This is a genomic window from Sphingomonas sp. (assembly GCF_041661825.1).
Lineage (GTDB): Bacteria > Pseudomonadota > Alphaproteobacteria > Sphingomonadales > Sphingomonadaceae > Sphingomonas.
This window is the reverse complement of the sequence record NZ_JBAZTU010000005.1, coordinates 15915-34627: the sequence shown is the minus strand read 5'-3', so window position 1 is coordinate 34627 and position 18713 is coordinate 15915. Positions and strand designations below refer to the sequence as shown.

Here is an 18713-nt window from a genome sequence, read left to right as displayed (position 1 = left end):
CCAGCCGTAACGATAACGCCTTCGACCCGCCCTAGCTGCGCGAGCGAGGGCGGCCCGTCTGGCCGCCGGAACGGGGAACGATACATGACCGACACTTCGCGCCGCCGGCTGCGCCGCGGCCAGGCTTTTGCCTTTCTGATGGCCTCGGCCGCGCTGACCGCGGTCGCGCCCGCCGCGCAGGCCCAGACGGCCGACCTCGCCTCCGTCGATGACGCCGCGGACGGCGCCGACACCGCGGACATCGTCGTCATCGGCACCGGCCAGACCCGCTCGGTTTCCACCCTGCTGCCCTCGAACCTCGACGTGCTGCCGCCGGGCACCAGCGTGCAGAAGGCGCTGAACTTCCTGCCGGGGGTGAGCGCTCAGTCGATCGACGCGCTGGGCGTCAATGAGCAGTCGCTGTCGCTCCAGGTGCGCGGCTTCAACACCACGCATCTCGGCTATACGCTCGACGGCATGCCGCTCGGCGACGGCGCCTATAACAATTACAACGGCCTCACCATCAGCCGCGCGCTGATCTCCGAGAATCTGGGCCGCGCCGATCTGGCGACCGGCATTGCCGGGCTGAGCATCCCTTCGACCAGCAACCTGGGCGGCGCGCTGACCTATTTCAGCAGCGATCCGCACAAGGACATGGGCATCGCGGCCAACGCGACCATCGGCAGCGAGGACAGCAAGCGCGCCTTCGTCCGCATCGACACCGGCGAGCATGGCGGTTTTTCGGCCTATATCTCCGGCCAGTATAGCGAGCAGGATCTGTTCGTGAACCAGCCGGCCTATAACAAGTCGACCGGCAAGCAGCTCAACGCGAAGCTGAAATATCAGTTCGACGGCGGCACGATCACGGCCTTTGCCGACCTGTCGCGCACCAACCAGGCCGACGACGCCTATCTGTCGAAGGAGATGCTGGGGCGCCTCGGCTATGATTGGGGCGGCTATGCGCCGAACTGGCAGGGCTATCTCGACCGCGCCTATTGCACCGTGACCGCGCCGACCGCGCCGACCAAATGCGTCGACTCCGTGCTGCCGGAAAAGCGCGCCGACGTGACCTTCACCAACGGCCAGATCCTGCGCAACGACGACCTTTATTATGTCGCCGGCGATTTCAGCCTGACGAAGAACCTGAGCGTGCACGGGCAGGTGTATCACCACAAGGACAAGGGCGCCGGCAACAACTTCATCACCGGCTGGTCGACCCAGGGCACGACGTCCACCGCGGACGACATACCGGTGCAGATCCGCGACACGCGCTATACCATCGACCGCACCGGCGTGATCGGCAGCCTGAGCTGGCAGCTCGGCTTCAACCAGCTGGAGGCGGGTTTCTGGGTCGAGGACAATGTCAGCAGCGCGGCGCGCTATATCTGGACCAACGTCACCGGGCCATTCAGCCTGGCGCAGTTCCTGGAAGGCCAGCCGAACACCGCCCAGTGGGTGCAGCGGACCACCTGGAAGACCGAGCAATTCTACGTCCAGGACACGGTGAAACTGTTCGATGACGCGCTGAGCGTCGATTTCGGCTTCAAGAGCACTTATGCGAAATCGGATGCCCAGGCGATGCAGGGTATCGCCAAGTCGGGGCCGCCGGCGTCCAGCCAGTTCGCCAGCGGCACGCTGGTGGCGAAGGACAATTTCCTGCCCGAGGTCGGCCTGCGCTGGAAGATCGCGCCGGGGCACGAAGTGTTCGCGAGCTATGCCGAAAACATGGCGATGTATCAGGGCGGCTTCAAGCTCGGCCCGCAATCGGTGTCGCAGGCGGTGTGGGACGTGCAGGGCAAGACGCTGAAGCCGGAGACGTCGAAGAGCGTCGAGGGCGGCTATCGCTTCGTGAGCGGGCAGCTTCAGGCGTCGCTGACCGGCTATTATGTGAAGTTCGAAAACCGCCTGCTGCAGTACAACCCCTGCCCGACCAACCAGCAGCAGAACCCGGGTTGCGGCAATTCCTTCCACAATGCCGGCAGCGTGACGAGCAAGGGCGTGGAGCTGGGCGTGCTGTGGAAGCCGGCGCCGTGGCTGAGCTGGTACAATTCGGCGTCGTACAACAAGTCGACCTATGACCAGGATCTCAACTGGTGCACCACCACCTGCGTGATCAAGGCGACGGCGGGCAAGCAGCAGGTCGATACGCCGAAGGAGATGGTCTCGAGCGTGGTGACGGTGAAGCAGAGCGGCTTCTTCGCCTCGCTGCAGGGCAAATACACCGGCCGGCGCTATTATACCTATACCAACGACCAGAGCTTTGCCGGCTATTTCACGGCGGATCTCGGGCTCGGCTACGACTTCGGCAGCTTCGGCGCGCTGAAGGGGGCGAAGGTGTCGGTCAACGTCACCAACCTGACCGACAAGCGCTATGCCGCGAACTTCGACAGCAGCGTGTTCGCGCCGGACGATGCGAGCGGCACCATCCTGGTGTTTCACTCGTCGGCACCGCGCCAGGTGTTCGGGACGATCAGCGCCGCTTTCTGAGGGCCTGCGCGCTGGGCTCTTCCCGCCATCTGGCGGGAAGAGCCCCTCACGCCACCTTCTGCGACGCGTCCACCTTCAGGCACAGCAACGCCCCGACCACGGCGAGTCCCGAGATCACGAAGAACGCGCTGTTCCACCCGCTATGCGCGACGATGTAGCCCGTCGCGACCGCGGCGATCGCGCCGGCGAGGTTGCCGAAGGTGTTCATCACCGCCGAGACCGACCCGGCATATTCGCCGCCGATATCGAGCGTGATCGCCCAGGCGACGCCGACCACCAGTTCGAGCCCGAACACCGCCAGCCCGAACCAGGCGATCGCCACGATCGGGTCGGCGCTGAGCGCGGCGAGCGGCACCGCCACCGCGGCGATGGTGAAGCCGACAAAGATCACCACCCGCCGCGCCCAGGTGATCTTGCCGCTGCGGTGGAGCAGCCGGTCCGAAATCCAGCCGCCGGCAAGGTCGCCTGCGACGCCGGCGATGAGCGGCATGCTGGCACCGATGCCCATCGCCGCCAGCTCGAAGCCGCGCGCGTCGTGCAGATAGGTCGGGAACCACTGGAGGAACGTGACGATGCCCCAGCCGTAACAAAAGTACATCAGCGACAGCAGCCACATCTGCGGCGAGTGCAGGATCTTCGCCCAGGGCACCGGGCCACGCTCGCGCTTGGCGGCGCCCACCGCGCCTTCGATCAGCGCCAGTTCCGCGGCGTTCACGCTTTTATGCTCGCTGGGAGAATTGCGGTAGAACAGCCACCACGCCGCCGCCCAGCCCAAGCCGATCAGCGCGAACAGCAGGAAGGGCGCACGCCAGCCGAAACTTGCGATGAGCGCGACGACGAGCATCGGGGTGATGGCGCCGCCGAAGCGCGATCCGGCATGCGTGACGCCCTGCGCCCAGCCACGCTCCGAGGGAAGGATCCAGCGCGACAGCGAGCGCGTCGCGATCGGGAAAGCCCCCGCCTCGCCCATGCCGAACAGGAAGCGGCAGACGATCAGCGATCCGGCATTCCAGGTCAGCACCGTGGCCGCGGTGAAGGCGGACCACCAGGCGACCACCCCGGTCAGCGCCGCGCGCGGGCCGAACTTGTCGCCGAGCCAGCCGCCGGGGATCTGGAACAGCGCATAGGAGATCTGGAACGCACCGAGGATCCAGCCCATCGTTTCCTTGCTGAGATCGAACTCGGCGCGGATCGAGGGCGCCGCGGTGGAGATGACCACCCGGTCCATATAGGTGATCATGTACGCGAGCACGGTCATCCACAGCACGGCGTGGCGTATCCTGGTGGGCCGCTGCGCCTTCACGGCCGTCGCGTCGGAACTTGCCATCTGATGATTCACCGTTTCAGCGAGGATGTCGGATCAGTGAGCGCGGCTGCTGCCGACCCCGACCTCGTAATATTTGCGCGCGCGCGCCGGCGTCACCGCCGCTGGCCCGGCCGCGGGAAGGCGAAAGGGCGAAGGGCCGCTGGTGCGGAACACCTGCGTGCCGATCGCCTCGGCGGCGAAAGTCAGCGCCTCGCGTATTTCGTTCACGCGTTCCTCGCTCATCAGGCCGGCGCAGTCCGAGGAGGAGATCGCCGCGATCGTCCGGCCGGTGGAATCGCGCACCGGCACCGCGACGCAGCGCAGGTCGCTGTCGATCTCGCAATTGTCGATCGCCCAGCCGCGGCGGCGCACGCGCTCGATCTCGGCGCGGAAGGCGTTGGGCTCAGTGATGGTGTTCGGGGTCAGCGCGACCAGATCGCCCTCGACGATGAACGCTTCGAGTTCGCGCAATGGCAGGGACGCGAGCAGCACCTTGCCGAGCCCCGAGCAATAGGCCTCGAGCTGCGTGCCGACCTTGGTGTGCACGTTGAACCGCTCGTTGCGGCCGGCCTTGGCGACATAGGTGACCATGCCGTCCTCCAGCACGCCCATATGGACGATCAGGTCGAGTTCGGCGGCGAGGTCCTCCAGGATCGTGCTCGCGGCGCTCTGCAGCAGCCGGTCATGCGCGACATAGCGCGAGAGCGAGATCAGCAGCATGCCCGGGCCATAGCGCCCGCGTCCGTCCTGGATGACCGCGCCGATCTCCAGCAAGGTCTGGATCAACCGATATCCCGACGCCTCGGGAAAACCCGCGCGGCGGCTCAGCTCGGCGCTGGTGAGCCATTCGTCCGGCTCGTGAAAGGCCCGCAGCATCTTGAAGGCCTTTTGCACCGACTTGTTCTTTGGCGTTGCCATATTCTCTCTCCTAGGGATGCCGAGGGGCCTCTGGCGGGCCCCTTCGACAGGCACTCAGAACCGCACGCGATTCATCCACCCGACATCGTCGCACATGTACATGTACCCATTATGGAGCTTCGCCCCATGAATGATCGGCGAGCCGGCGGGAAGGTTGACGCGCTCCAGGATCTCGCCCGTCGCCGCATCGTGCAGGAAAAAGGCGTTGAGGTTGGAATCGGAGCACCACAGCTTCGTCTTTTCCGCATTCGCCCACGCCATGTCGTGCGGCCGGTCGCCGGCCGTCGGGAAACTCAGCTGCACTTCCCATGTCGTCTTGTCGATGGCGAAGATCGCGCGGGCGGGCGGCACGTCGACATACAGCAGATTGCCCTTGGGCAGCGGGCAATGCGCGCCGGTGCCGACCGGGCCTTCGGTCGCGGTCAGATCCTGCTTGCCGGCGCCGCGGCGGCCCGACGGACCGGCCGGCGGGGGCGGCGGCCAGGCGGGCTTGAGCGGCGTGCGGGTGCCCTTGAGGTCACCCTTCTGCGCATAGATCTGGCCCGCGCCGGGGGTGCTGTATTTGGCGATCGCCTTGCCCGTCTTCGCGTCGCAGGCGACGATCAGGCGGTTATAGGTCGATCCGATCCACATCACGCCCTCATCGTCGATGCAGATGCCGCTGGAGCGGAACACGCCTTCGCACTGGATCTCGCGCAGCACCTTGCCGGTGTCAACGTCGATCAGGGTCGCGTAATTCTCGTCGATCTGGTGGATGATCCACATGCCTTCCGGGCTCATCCACATGCCGTTCGGGCCGTAATGCGGCGCCTTGTAGATCATCGCTTCGACCGGCCCGGTCGTACGCGTCTTGACCTTGGACAGGTCAGGCGCGGGCATCGCGCTCAAGCTGCGCGGCAGCGCGACACTTGCGGCCAGCAGCGCGGCGCCGCCCAGCATATGACGGCGTCCCAACATCAGATCGTTCATCAGACCTCTCCTGTCTTTATCGTTGAATCGGGCGCCAGGCCGGCGCGTTTCTGCAGATCGAGCGCGACATCGACGATCATGTCCTCCTGCCCGCCGACCATCTTGCGGCGGCCCAGCTCCATCAGGATGTCGCGCGTGTCGATGCCGTAATCGCGCGAGGCGCGCTCGGCATGGCGCAGGAAGGACGAATAGACCCCGGCAAAGCCGAGCATCAGCGTTTCGCGGTCGACCTGCACAGGGCGGTCCTGCAGCGGACGGACCAAAGTCTCGGCCGCGTCCATCAGCTTGAACAGGTCGGTGCCATGCTGCCAGCCCTTGCGCTCAGCGGCGGCGATGAACACCTCGAGCGGCGCATTGCCCGCCCCTGCCCCCATGCCGGCCAGGCTCGCATCAACGCGCAGCGCGCCCGTCTGCACCGCGACGATCGAATTGGCGACGCCGAGCGACAGATTGTGGTGCGCATGCACCCCGCGCTCGGTCTCGGGCTTCAGCACGCGGTCGTATGCGAGCAGGCGCTCGCGATAGCCGTCCATGTCGAGCGCACCGCCGCTGTCGGTGACGTACACGCAGTGTGCGCCATAATCCTCCATCAGCTTCGCCTGCGCGGCGAGCGCGTCGGGCTCGCTCATATGGCTCATCATCAGGAAGCCCGACACGTCCATGCCCATGTCGCGCGCCGCCATGATATGCTGGCGGGAGATGTCGGCCTCGGTGCAATGCGTGGCGATCCGCACCGAGGTCACACCGAGCTTGTGCGCGTGGCGCAGCTCCTCGATCGTGCCGATGCCGGGGATCAGCAGCGTGGTCAGCCGCGCATGCTTGACGACATCGGCGGCCGCCTCGATCCACTCCCAGTCGGTATGCGCGCCCAGGCCATAGTTGAAGCTGGAGCCGTTCAGCCCGTCGCCATGCGCGACCTCGATCGCGTCGACCTTGGCATCCTCGAGCGCGGCGGCGATCGCGCGGACATGGTCGATGCTGTAACGGTGACGGATGGCATGCATGCCGTCGCGCAGCGTGACGTCCTGGATATAGAGCTTCTTGCCGCCCGGGGTCATGCTGCCACTCCCGTCAGGCGACGCTCGGCGATCTTCTCGGCGGTGCGCAGCGCGGCCGAGGTCATGATGTCCAGATTGCCGGCATAGGCGGGCAGATAATGCGCCGCGCCCTCCACCTCGATGAAGATCGAGGTCTTCAGCCCCTCGAAACTGCCATAGCCGGGGATGACCACGGGATTGTTCGACCCGAACCGTTCGAACTGGACCTTCTGCTTCAGCCGGTAGCCCGGCACATAGGACTGGACCTTCGCGACCATCGCTTCGACCGCTTCGGTGATCTCCGCCTCGGTTCCGCCGCTCGACAGGGTGAAGATCGTGTCGCGCATGATCATCGGCGGTTCGGCGGGGTTGAGGATGATGATCGCCTTGCCGCGCGCCGCGCCACCGACCTGCTCGATGCCGCTCGACGTCGTCTCGGTGAACTCGTCGATATTGGCGCGCGTGCCGGGGCCAGCCGATTTGGACGCGATCGACGCGACGATCTCGGCATAATGGACCGTGGCCACCGACGAGACTGCGGCGACCATCGGAATCGTCGCCTGCCCGCCACACGTCACCATGTTGACGTTGGGCGCGTCGAGATGATCGTCGCCATTGATGACCGGGATGACATAGGGGCCGATCGCCGCCGGGGTCAGATCGACCATCACCTTGCCCGCGGCGCCGGTGATCTCGTTATGGCGCTTGTGCGCGCCCGCCGACGTCGCGTCGAACACGATCCCGATCTCGGGCCAGACCGGCAATTTGGTGAGTCCGTCCATGCCTTCATGCGTGATCGCCACGCCCATGCGCTCGGCGCGCTTGAGACCGTCCGATTCCGGATCGATCCCGACAAACGCGCCCATTTCCAATATGTCCGATGTTCGCATGATCTTGATCATCAGATCGGTGCCGATATTGCCCGATCCGATGATGGCCACTTTCATTTTCGGTCTTGTTGAAGCCATCGTCCTCAGTTCCTGGTGCCGCCGACATCGCCGGCGCGATTTCGGTTATCCGGGCAGGCGATAGGCAACGAGTTCGCCCGGCTCGCCCGGGTTGGTCGTCGCGATCACGAGATATTGCTTGCTGCCCATCGAATAGGTCATCGGCGATCCGGTCGCCCGCTTCGCCATGCGAACGCGACCCACCTCGGCACCGGTCTTCTTGTCATAGGCCTTGAGCCAGGCGCCCTTGACGCCGTTCAGCGTCGTCGCGGTGCCGTCGCCGGCAATCACCAAGGTCTTGGTCACCAGCGTGCCGACCTTGCCGATGCTCCCCGTGGTCGGGATCGTCAGGCCCTTGAGGTCGGGATGGTTGCGCACTTCGTCGGGCGTCTCGCCATGCGGCACCTGCCAGGCGATCTCGCCCTTGTTGAGGTCGATCGCGGTGATGCGGCCATAAGGCGGTTTGAGCAGCGACAGGCCGCGCACCGTGAGCCGCGTGGGCCGGCGCCCGACCTCGTCGGGGGCCGACACCATGCCGGGCACCATCGCCTGATCGGTCACCTTGGGGTCGGCCGGCTTGTTGGCCAGCCCACCATAGGACAGGTTCGAAAAGACGTAGAGCATGTTGGTTTCAGGATCGAGCGCACCGCCCGGCCATTGCCCCGCACCGTCGCCATAAGGCGTGACGAGCGACGCACGCGGCCGGGGCCATTTGCTGAAGGTCGGCGGCAGGAACGGCCCGCCTTCGCCATAACGATAATCCTGGATCAGCTTGGTCGCCTCGGCGCGGAGTTCGGGCGTGAAATCGATCAGCTCGTCCACCGTCACCGTCTGGCGATCGAACGCCGGCGGCTTGGTGACATGGGGCTGGGTCGGCGCATACCACTCCGTCGGCACATCGCCCTTGGGCACCTTGCGCTCGGGGATCGGCCAGACCGGCTTGCCGGTTACCCGGTCGAGCACATAGACCCAGGCCTGTTTGCTCGGCTGGGCGATCGCCTTGATCTTGCGGCCATTGACCGTGATGTCGGCCAGGATCGACGCGCAGGGCACGTCGTAATCCCACATGCCGTGATGGACGAACTGGAAGTGCCAGCGCCGCACGCCCGTCTTCACGTCGAGCGCGACCAGGCTCTCGCCGAACAGGCCCGCGCCGGGGCGCGACCCGCCATACCAGTCGCCGGTCGGCAGCTCGACGCCGACATAGACCAGACCGAGCTCGGGATCGGCGCTCATCTGCGCCCAGCTGCCGGCATTGCCGGTGTAAACCTCCGACCCGTTCAGCCAGGTGTCGTTGCCGAATTCGCCCTTTTGCGGAATGGTGTGGAAGATCCACAGCCGCTTGCCGGTACGAATGTCGTAGCCGCGGATCGCGCCCTTGATATGCTTCTTCATCGGCGTCGAGGACGGCAGGTGCGCCGCGCCGATGACGATGATGTCGCCCACCACCAGCGGGGTCGCATGAAGCCCGATATCGGCACCGACCAGATCCACATCGTCCTGGTCGAGCCCCGTCTTCAGGTCGACCACGCCCTGATCGCCAAAGCCCGGGATCGGATCGCCGGTCGCGGCATCGAGCGCGATCAGCCGGTATCCCGGCGTCACGTAGAGAATCCGCTTCTCCTTGCCGTCGGTCCAGTAGCTCAGGCCACGACCGCTGCCCGGGCGCACGGCCTTCTCGCCCCGCGGACCTTCATCGATATTATACTTCCACAGCATCTCACCCGTCCGCGAATTGAGGGCGACCGCAGCGCGGCGCGAGCCGGCGGTGAGATACAGCACGCCGTCGACCATCAACGGCGTCGCCTGCAGATTGGGGTCGGGCGACGGGCCGAGATTGTCGGGGCGGAACCGCCAGGCAACTTCGAGCTTCGAGAAATTGTCGGCACTGATCTGGTCGAGCGGCGCATAGCGCGTGCTCGACAGGCCACCGCCATAGGTCCGCCATTCGCCCTTGTCGGTGCCGGCGGACAGATCGGGATTACCCGGAACTCCCGGCTCGCCAAGGCCCTGCGCCAGCACGGCCGGCGCCCGCGCCGCCAGGACAAGCGCGATCCCGGTCTGGCAAAGCTGGCGGCGGGTGAACCCCTGCGTCATGCGATCCGTCTCTCCTCGGCCCAAGGCCGTTTTTCGTTCTTCACGGGGGTTTCGAACCTGTCGTCCGCAAGGTTTCGCCCTGCCGACATCATCCCCCCGGGGCGCTTCATCACGCCGTCGTCATGCCCCTAAGCGTCCGGTCGAGCGCCCAAAGTGTCAACGCGACCATGGCATATCCTCTCATTTAATGAGAGCGGGCCGAGCCCATTCATTGGAGCGCCAGCGGCGCTGGGATAGCTGCCGGATCGCAAATTGCCGTTCAGCCCCGGTGCACCCGCCGGAGGCCAGAAGAGGCGAAGAATTGAAGTGGGAAGTTGGATGCACGGTATCGGTCGCAAAACGTTCACGGTTTCAGCCGGCCTGCTGGCGTTCGCCATTCTCGGGTCGGGGGCACTCGCCCAGGCAGACCCGGCGCCGGCGGTAGCCGATCCGGCGATCAAGCCAGTGGTCGAGAAAACCTGTGCGAGCTGCCATGTGTTCACGCAGGTGAGCGCGCAGCGCAAGTCACCCGACCAATGGGCCCTGACGGTCGATCAGATGATCGGTTATGGCGCGACGGTGTCCGACGAGGATTATCCCAAGTTCGTCGACTATTTGTCCAAGACCTATCCCGCCCAAAGCGTCGGCGAGAAGCCTGCGGGGCACTGACGCTCAACAGTTGAGAGGCGATTTCGTCGCCTTCTCATTGCTTGAGAAGGTTGGCGGCCCCGACTTTGACGGACAAAGGCCAATACTATCCTCTTGCTCCCACAACATAATAGGGAGCGGATCATGGCGACATCGCGAATCGCGGCGGCATGGCGGGCGTGTCTTCTGGCGCTCGCTGCAGGCCTTTCAACCCTTTCTGTGCCGGCACTTGCGCAACAGGCTGCGCCCGCCGCACCGGCCGACCTTCCCGCCAGCCCCGATACGGCCGAGCAGGAAGACATCGTCGTCACCGGCACCAGCATCCGCGGCGCCGCGCCGGTCGGGTCGAACGTCGTCGCGGTCGGTCGCAAGGAGATCGAATCGACCTCCGCCCAGACCGTGCAGCAGATCCTGCGCACCATCCCGTCGATCACCGGCTCGGGCGCAACGCCGCAGGGCGGCAATCCGGGCAATTCCTTCTACGCCCCGACGATCCACAGCCTAGGGTCGAGTTCGTCCAACTCCACCCTGGTGCTGATCGACGGGCATCGCATCTCGCCCGGCAGCCAGCAGCAGACGCTGACCGATCCCAACATCGTGCCGCCGATCGCGCTGGAACGAGTCGAAGTGCTCGCCGAGGGTGCCTCCTCGGTCTACGGCTCCGACGCAGTGGCCGGCGTGATCAACTTCATCACGCGGCGCAACTACAAGGGCTTCGAAGTTACCGGCCAGGCCGGCTTCGGCGACGGCTATCGCACCTATAATGCCGGGGCGCTGTGGGGCACGCGCTGGGACGGCGGCTGGGCGATGCTGGCCTATAATTATTCCAACCGCAGTGCGCTCCAGTTCGCCGACCGCGATTTCCTCAATCGCGACCATCGGCCGCAGGGCGGCACCAATTTCGGCTCCTTCTTCTGCTCGCCGGCATCGATCCAGCCCGCGGGCGTATCGGGCATCTATGTCTCGCCCACCTCCGCCGCCCCGATCGCCAATACGGCGGCGAACTCGCCCTGCCAGCTGACCGCGCTCGGCGATATCTTCCCGCGCGAGGAACGCCACAATGCGATGGTCAAGTTCCAGCAGGACATCACCGACAAGCTCACGGTGGGGCTGGACGTCGTCTATTCGCGCGTCACCAACCGCCAGCAGACCTCGCGCGGCACGATCACCTCGACCGTGTCGCGCACCGGCGCCCAGGCCAATCCCTTTTACGTGAACCCTCCCGGCATTCCGCAATTCCTTGCCGACGGGATCACGCCCAATCCAGCCTTCGACAAGCAGACCATCCGCTTCAACGCCGACGATTTGCTCGGCCCGGGCGCGTACAACGACAACAACGCGACCGATTATTACGGCACGCTCAACCTGGAATATAAGCTCGACGGCAATTTCCGGATCACCGCGCTCGGCCTGTACGGCCGCGAGGACAGCTTTGTCGGCAACAAGGGCCAGATCTGCGCGAGCTGCGCCAATCTCGCGCTCAATGGCACGACCAACAGCAGCGGCAGCCTGACCACGCCGTCGATCCCCGGCACCAACATCATCGTCACCGAGCTGCCGCTGACTGTCGACAACGCACTCGACGTCTGGAACATCGGCTCGGCCAACCGCACCTCTGCGGCGGTGCGCGCGCGCCTGATCGACAACGAGACTCGCTCGATGTGGTATTATTCGCTGACGCAGGCGCGGCTCGCGGTCGACGGCACGCTGTTCACGATCGGCGGCGGCGATGTGCGCATGGCGATCGGCGGCGAGTTCGCCCATTATGGGCTGGAGATGAACCGCAACCGGCCGAACAATACCGGCCCGTCCTCGCGCGGATCGGAAGCCTTTTACCTGTTCCTCAAGCGCAACGTGAAATCGGCCTATGCCGAGCTCAACATCCCGCTGGTCGGCGCCGGCAACGAAATGCCCTTCATCCGGCGCTTCGATATCAGCCTGTCGGGCCGGGTCGACGATTACAGCGAGATCGGCACGACCACCAACCCACGCATCGCACTGGGCTGGGAGCCGACCCAAGGCATCCGTTTCCGCGGCAATTATTCGCGCTCGTTTGTCGCACCCCAGCTGACCAGCGTCGGCGACGTGACGCGCAACGGCCTCACCAGCTTTTCGGGTTATGGCGGGTCGAACCAGTCGCTGATCAACATCCCGGTCTCGCGCTTCCCGCAGGTCGCGTCAGTGCCTGGCGTCACCTGCTCGAACGGCTTCTGCACCGTGCCGAGCACGGTCAACGGCATCACCGTCAATGGCGGCCCGCCCGATCCCGAGCCGGGCCGCGGCATCAGCTGGTCGATCGGTTTCGACTTCTCACCACCCTGGCTGCCGGGTTTCCGCGCCGGCTTCACCCTGTTCAACACCAAGCTGATCAACCAGATCACCGGCACCAGCGCCTCGAACGCAATCAGCAGCGACGCGCTGGCCGACCGGCTGCAATTCTTCCCGAACGGCGCGACCCAGGCGGATATCACGGGCGTCGTCGGCGATTTCCCGCTGTCCTCGCCAGTCAACACGCCGACCTACTACATATTATCGGTGCGCCAGGGGAATGTGCTCAACCTCGACATCCAGGGCATCGACGCGAATGTCGATTACCGGCTCGAGGCGGGATCGGCCGGCGCTTTCCGCATCGGTGGATCGATCTCCTATTTCACCCGGTTCGACCAGAAGCTGCGCGGCGGCAAGACGTTCAGCGTGCTCAACACGACGGGCTTCAACAACACCTTCCCGTCGATCCAGACTCAGGCGCGCGCCAATCTCGGCTGGGATATCGGGCCGGTCTCGACCACGATCTTCGCCAATCATGTCGGCGGCTATCGCAACTGGTCGGGCTCTACGGTCGCACCGATCGTCACGGTGGACGGCTTGCCGTCGAGCGGCGGCGACAAGGTCCGCTCGAACACGACCTTCGACCTGAACCTGACCTACACCCTGCCCGGCTCGGGATCGCTCGGCGGCAGCCAGATCTTCGTCGACGCGACCAACCTCTTCGACCGCGAACCGGCCTTCTACAACGGCGCCAATGGATACGACCAATATTCGGGCAACCCGATCGGCCGCGTGATCACCATCGGCCTGCGCGCGAAATTCTGAATCGATGACTCTGCACCCTAACCCGATCCGACGGGCGGATTTCGACCGGGCAGCAGGCGACCGGCACGACCGATCCAAAACGCGACGCCGACGCACGGCAGGGCCAGCGCGATCATGGTTGCAGCCAGCGTCGCCGGCCCACCCCATTCCATCGCGCGACCGCCCGCAAGGCTGCCGATCGCGATGCCGATGTTCGCCGCGGAGATATTCAGCGCACCGGCAAAGCCCGGTGCCTCCGACGCCACCGCCATCACCCGCACCTGACTGAATACGAACCCGGCCGAATGCGCCACCCCCCAGATCAGCATCGCCAGGCCCAAAGCGAGGGCTCCAGGTCTGACGACGAAAGACAGCCACGACGTCGCCAGCACAACCACGAGCGCGAGCGCATAGGTCGCCGGCAGCGCCCATCGGACGAACCTGCCCGCCAGCCAATTGCCGGCCAGACCCGCCGCGCCAAAGCCCAACAGGGCGATCGTGACTGCATCGGCATCAAGCCCCGCGTGTGTGAGCAGCAGCGCGATGTAACTGAACCCCGCGAACATCGTTGCAAACAGCAAGGCGGAAAGCAGCAGATGCGCGGGCATCGGCGCACGGGCGAGCAGCCGCCACGTCATGCCGCGCTCATCCGCGAGCTTGCGGTGCGGGAGTGCGAGACAGGCCGCGGCGACGAAGAGCGCCAAGGCGCCAAGCCCCGCCAACGGCGCCACCCAGCCGACCCGCTCGGCGGCAAAGGCGCCGAAGGTAGGCGCGAGCGTGCCGCCGATCGTGACGCCGATATAGAGCAGCGCAATCCCCTGTCCCGCCCCCCGGTCCGCCGCGAGCCGGGCTCCAGCGAGACTCATGAACAGCGGCAGCGTCGCGCCTTGCAGCACGCGAAGGGTGGCGACCATCGCAAAGCTCGGAAACGGGAGCAGCAACAGGCCCGCCGCGAACGGCATCAGCGCCGCCGCCAGCACCAATGCCGGGCGAAGTCGCGCGGTGGTCGCGACCAGCACTGGCCCGAGCAGCGCCGAGGCGAGCGCGAACAGCGTCACCAGCGCGCCGGCCTGGGCAGGCGACAGCGCGAGTTCCGCCGTCATCGCCGGCATCAGGCCGATGACGACGAACTCCACCGCCACCACGATCGCCGCGCCAATGCCAAGCAGCGCGGCCATCGCCCCGTTCATGCGTTTGCGCCACCATCGACCAGGATCGCCGTGCCGGTCACCATGCCTGCCTCGGGCGCAGCGAGATACGCGACGGCGGCGGCAACGTCGTCGGGCGAACCGAAACGCTTGAGCGCGATCCGCGCGACCTGGTCGGCGGCAAAGCTACCGTTCGCGGGATTCATGTCGGTGTCGGTCGATCCCGGATGAACCGTGTTCACGGTGATCCCACGCGGCGCCAGATCGCGGGCCAGCGCCTGGCCCATCATCGCAAGTCCGGCCTTGCTCGCCGCATAGGCGGTGAGCCCCTCATGCGGCGCCTGAGTCGCCAGGTTGCTGCCGATCGAAATGATCCGCCCGCCTTCGCCCATATGCGGCAGCACCGCGCGCACCGCGACGAACGCCGCGCGCAGATTGACGGCGATGGTCGCGTCGAAATCGTCGAGCGTCAGCGACTCGATCGGCGCGGCAATGAAGATGCCGGCATTGTTGACGAGGATGTCGATCCCGCCGAGCGCGCCCGCTGCCTGCTCCACCGCCGCCTCGATTGCCTGCGCATCGCGATTGTCCGCGGCAATGGCCAACGCCCTGCGGCCAATCCGCTCGATATCGCCGACGATCTGCGCCGCCGCCTGCGCCGATGCGGCATAGGTGATGGCGACATCAGCACCTTCGGCCGCGAGCCGCCGCGCGATCGCCGCGCCGATTCCCCGGCTGCCGCCGGTCACCAGAGCGCGCTTGGAAGTCAGTCTCGTCATCGCCATCTCCATTCTGTATCAATCACTACAGATATGCAGCACTTGGCGAGTCGGTCAACATGAATATATAGTGTTCGCTACAGAAAGGAGGCGATCGTGGTGGAACGCGGCCGGCGGCGCGGGTTCGATCGCGCGGAAGCTCTCGAACAGGCGATGCGGCTGTTCTGGAGCAAGACCTATGAAGGCGCTTCACTCGCCGAGCTGACCAGGGCCATGGGCATCAACGCGCCGAGTCTCTACGCCGCCTTCGGCAGCAAGGAGGCGCTGTTCTGTGAGGCGGTGGCCCATTACAACGCCCATCACGGCACCGAGATCTGGCGCGCGCTCGAGGAAACGCCCCGCGCGCGCGACGCGATCGCGCTTTTCCTGGTGGCGACGGCCCGGGCCTTTTCGGCTCCCGGCGATCCGCCGGGGTGCCTGATCGTGCTCGGGGCACAGCATGACCTCGACGAGGACAATGCCGCGCATCACGAGCTACGGTCCCGGCGCCGCGGAAACCTGACTCAGATCGCCGATCGTCTCACGCGCGCGATCGCCGAGGGCGAATTGCCGCCGGCGTTCCCGGTCCTCGACGCGGCGGCATTTTACCTCAGCGTGCAGAGCGGAATGTCAGTGCTTGCGCGCGACGGCGCCGATCTCGCAACGCTGGAAGCCGTGGCGCGCGGGGCCATGCTGGGCTGGGATCGCTGGTGATATCCCTGCTCCCGCCACTTTGACGCTCCAGAATCCCCGAATGTCCCATATCCAGCGCTCCCCTCGGTTATCGGCTATATTCTAAATAACTGATATACAATAATATTATAGAAACCCCTCACCGACGGGACAGGAGATATGGGACATGCTGGGTGTCCCATATCTTCCAGTCGGCTCAGCCTGTCATCGGCCTCGATTCAACGATGACTTGGGGTCTGGCATGTCATCTGTGCCGGATGTGAGCCGGCTCGCTCTTTCTTATTGTCGGAACAGTATTGCCGAAGGGCTGCGAGCGAAGGCTTTTCCCCTCACCGCTTCAACCGATAGGCGATGAAATAATCCCCCGGCCGGTCGCGCAGCGATCCGCCGCCCGCCGCGATCACCACATATTGATGCCCATCGCGCCCGCGATAGCTCATCGGAGTGGCATGGCCCGACACCGGCAGCTTGTCCTGCCACAGGATCTTGCCCGTGCCGGTGTCGACCGCGCGGAACATCTCGTCCTGGGTCGCGGCGATGAAAATCAGGCCGCTCGCGGTCGCGATCGATCCGCCGATGTTCGGCGCGCCGAGCGGCAGCGGCAGGCCCAGGCCGAAGCCCCAGGGCCCGCTGTTCCGGGAATCGCCCAGGGTGCGCATCCACAGGATCTTGCGTGTCTTCAGGTCGATCGCGGTCAGATAGCCATAGGGCGGCCGCTGGCACGGCACCTGGAGCCCCGACATGAACGGCCCCCAATGGATCGCATAGGGCGTGCCCTCCATCGGCGCGCCGGGCGCCGAATGGGTCTTCGGGTCGCTCTTCACGACGAGGCCCTCGGCCCGGGCCTGGGCACGGGTGATCAGTTCGTCGCGGTCGGCCATATGGTTGGAATTGACGATCAGCAGCCCACGGCTTTCGTCCACCGAGACGCTGCCCCAGTCGATCCCGCCCAGCTCGCCGGGATAGCGCAAGGTCGGCCCAAGGCGTGGCGGGGTGAACATGCCCTCATAATGCGCGCGGCGGAACTGGATGCGGCACCAGAGTTGGTCGAACGGGGTGAGGCCCCACATGTCGAGCTCTTCGAGCGGCTTGCCCGCTACGTCGGGCATGCCGACCGCGAAGGGTTGCGTCGGCGACCCGCGCTCGCCCGGCAGGGTCGATCTGGGGACCTGGCGTTCCTCCACCTTGATCAGCGGCTTGCCGGTTCGGCGGTCGAGCACGAAGAGCTGGCCGGTCTTGGTCGGCAGGATCAGGCCGGGCGTGGTGCCGTTACCCGTCGGGAAATCGACCAGCACCGGCTGCGCGGCCAGGTCATAGTCCCACAGGTCGTGCCGCACGGCCTGGAAGGTCCAGCGCACCGCGCCGGTCGCCCCGTCGAGCGCCACTAGCGATGAGGTGACGCGCTCGGTCTCCGGGCTGCGCTGGCCGCCGACGAAATCGGGGCTGCCATTGCCCATCGGGATGTAGACGAGGCCCAGCGCATCGTCGCCGCTGAACAGGGTCCAGCTATTGGGCGTGGAGGGCGTGTAATTCTGGCCCGGCGGCAAGGGCCGCTGGTCGTTGGGCCGGCCGGGGTCGAACGCCCAGCGGATCTTGCCCGTCACCGCATCATAGCCGCGGATGACGCCCGGCGGCACCTTGGTCGCCTGGTTGTCGGCGACATAGGCGCCGATCACTGCGACGCCGTTCACGATGGTCGGCGGCGAGGTCGGGTGAGACCAGCGCTTCTGGAAATCGCCGATGCCGTCCTGCAGGCTGGTCGCGCCGCCCTCGCCGAAGCTGGTGCAAGGCTTGCCGGTCTTCGCATCGAGCGCGATCAGGCGATTGTCGATCGTGCCGAGGATCAGCCGTGTCGAGCATTCCGCCACGCCCGCCGGCGCGCGGAAAAAGGCGATGCCGCGGCACGCCGGGTGCCCGCCCGAATTCTCGGCGAGCTTGGGGTCATGACGCCATAATTGCTTGCCGGTAACAGGGTCGAGCGCGAACACGCTGCTGAACGCAGTGCAGCCATACAACACGCCATCGACCATCAGCGGCGTGACCTGCAACCCGCCCTTGCGCTTGCCGCCGGGCATGGTGAGCCCGGAGCGGAAGGTCCAGGCGCGCTCGAGCCCGGTCACATTGGCAGGCGTGATCTCGGCGAGCGGCGAGAAGCGCGAACCGCCCTGCGAATTGCCGTAATGCGCCCAGTCGCCATTTGCCGCGACCGCGCGCGGCTGGCCGCTCCACCGTGCCGGCCCGGCCTCGAACGGCGAATGGAGGATCCAGGCGATCAGGAACACGCCCGTCGCCGACCCGATCGATACCCATAACGCCCGGCGCTCCGCACGCGACGCGGCGCAGACCAGCGCCACCGCGATGCCGCCGACGATCCAGAAGACCAGTCGCGGCATCAGCGCCCAGGGATCGAGCCCGACTTCCCACAATCCCCAGAGTGTCGTGCCGAACAGGAGGGCGGCATAGGCAAGCGCGACCGCTGGTTTGCGCCGCGCCGCAAGTATGGCCGTACCGATCGCCGCAAGGCCGACGACCGCATAATAAGCCGAGCCGCCGATACCCAGCAGCGCAAGCCCCGGCACCAGCAAGGCGAGCCCCGCGGCCAGCAGGATCAGCGCAACGAGATAGCTGAGCCAGCGCGACCCCGGCGTGCGCGCCCCGTTCGATGCTCCGGCCAT

General features: G+C 65.9%; 13 protein-coding genes. 4 read left to right on the top strand and 9 right to left on the bottom strand.

The annotated features are described in order from the left end of the window. The first annotated feature begins 84 nt into the window (after positions 1 to 84). Positions 85 to 2466, top strand: coding sequence for a TonB-dependent receptor (locus WC729_RS22455; protein WP_372856678.1), 2382 nt, complete (start codon positions 85 to 87; stop codon positions 2464 to 2466). Positions 2467 to 2512: 46 nt separating this feature from the next. On the opposite strand, the gene WC729_RS22450 is transcribed toward WC729_RS22455, so the two are convergent. The 6 genes from WC729_RS22450 to WC729_RS22425 form a co-directional block, all read right to left on the bottom strand. Then, entirely contained in the window at positions 2513 to 3793 is a 1281-nt protein-coding gene (locus WC729_RS22450; RefSeq protein WP_372856677.1) for an MFS transporter, read from the bottom strand. Between the two features lie 33 nt (positions 3794 to 3826). After that, positions 3827 to 4690 carry an IclR family transcriptional regulator gene (locus WC729_RS22445; RefSeq protein ID WP_372856676.1) on the bottom strand — a complete coding sequence of 288 codons (864 nt, stop codon included), beginning with the start codon at positions 4688 to 4690 and terminating at the stop codon, positions 3827 to 3829. A gap of 54 nt (positions 4691 to 4744) precedes the next feature. Next, positions 4745 to 5659, bottom strand: a complete 915-nt coding sequence (locus WC729_RS22440; RefSeq protein ID WP_372856675.1) for a hypothetical protein — start codon at positions 5657 to 5659, stop codon at positions 4745 to 4747. Continuing rightward, on the bottom strand, positions 5659 to 6717 hold the full coding sequence (gene dmpG, locus WC729_RS22435; RefSeq protein ID WP_372856674.1) for a 4-hydroxy-2-oxovalerate aldolase: 1059 nt from the start codon (positions 6715 to 6717) through the stop codon (positions 5659 to 5661). The genes WC729_RS22440 and dmpG overlap by 1 nt, the downstream gene beginning before the upstream one ends. Beyond that, positions 6714 to 7643, bottom strand: a complete 930-nt coding sequence (locus tag WC729_RS22430; RefSeq protein WP_372856673.1) for an acetaldehyde dehydrogenase (acetylating) — start codon at positions 7641 to 7643, stop codon at positions 6714 to 6716. The genes dmpG and WC729_RS22430 overlap by 4 nt, the downstream gene beginning before the upstream one ends. Positions 7644 to 7709: 66 nt before the next feature. After that, positions 7710 to 9740: a PQQ-binding-like beta-propeller repeat protein gene (locus WC729_RS22425; protein WP_372856672.1), complete on the bottom strand. Its 2031-nt coding sequence runs from the start codon at positions 9738 to 9740 to the stop codon at positions 7710 to 7712. A 318-nt stretch (positions 9741 to 10058) separates the two neighbouring features. Here WC729_RS22425 and WC729_RS22420 point away from each other — a divergent pair, with 318 nt between their 5' ends. Both WC729_RS22420 and WC729_RS22415 read left to right on the top strand, forming a co-directional pair. After that, positions 10059 to 10388, top strand: coding sequence for a hypothetical protein (locus WC729_RS22420; RefSeq protein ID WP_372856671.1), 330 nt, complete (start codon positions 10059 to 10061; stop codon positions 10386 to 10388). 123 nt (positions 10389 to 10511) lie between these two features. Further along, positions 10512 to 13460, top strand: a complete 2949-nt coding sequence (locus tag WC729_RS22415) for a TonB-dependent receptor plug domain-containing protein (protein WP_372856670.1) — start codon at positions 10512 to 10514, stop codon at positions 13458 to 13460. 17 nt (positions 13461 to 13477) lie between these two features. Here WC729_RS22415 and WC729_RS22410 read toward each other — a convergent pair whose 3' ends face one another. Continuing rightward, positions 13478 to 14629, bottom strand: coding sequence for an MFS transporter (locus WC729_RS22410; RefSeq protein WP_372856669.1), 1152 nt, complete (start codon positions 14627 to 14629; stop codon positions 13478 to 13480). After that, the gene (locus tag WC729_RS22405; protein ID WP_372856668.1) at positions 14626 to 15366 is read right to left on the bottom strand and encodes an SDR family NAD(P)-dependent oxidoreductase; all 741 of its coding nucleotides are present in this window, start codon (positions 15364 to 15366) and stop codon (positions 14626 to 14628) included. The genes WC729_RS22410 and WC729_RS22405 overlap by 4 nt, the downstream gene beginning before the upstream one ends. A gap of 96 nt (positions 15367 to 15462) precedes the next feature. On the opposite strand from WC729_RS22405, the gene WC729_RS22400 reads away from it, so the two are divergent. Beyond that, positions 15463 to 16059 (top strand): TetR/AcrR family transcriptional regulator, encoded by a 597-nt coding sequence (locus WC729_RS22400; protein WP_372856667.1) that lies wholly within the window; start codon positions 15463 to 15465, stop codon positions 16057 to 16059. Between the two features lie 308 nt (positions 16060 to 16367). Here the strand turns inward: WC729_RS22400 and WC729_RS22395 are convergent, their stop codons facing one another. Beyond that, positions 16368 to 18713, bottom strand: a complete 2346-nt coding sequence (locus WC729_RS22395) for a membrane-bound PQQ-dependent dehydrogenase, glucose/quinate/shikimate family (RefSeq protein WP_372856666.1) — start codon at positions 18711 to 18713, stop codon at positions 16368 to 16370.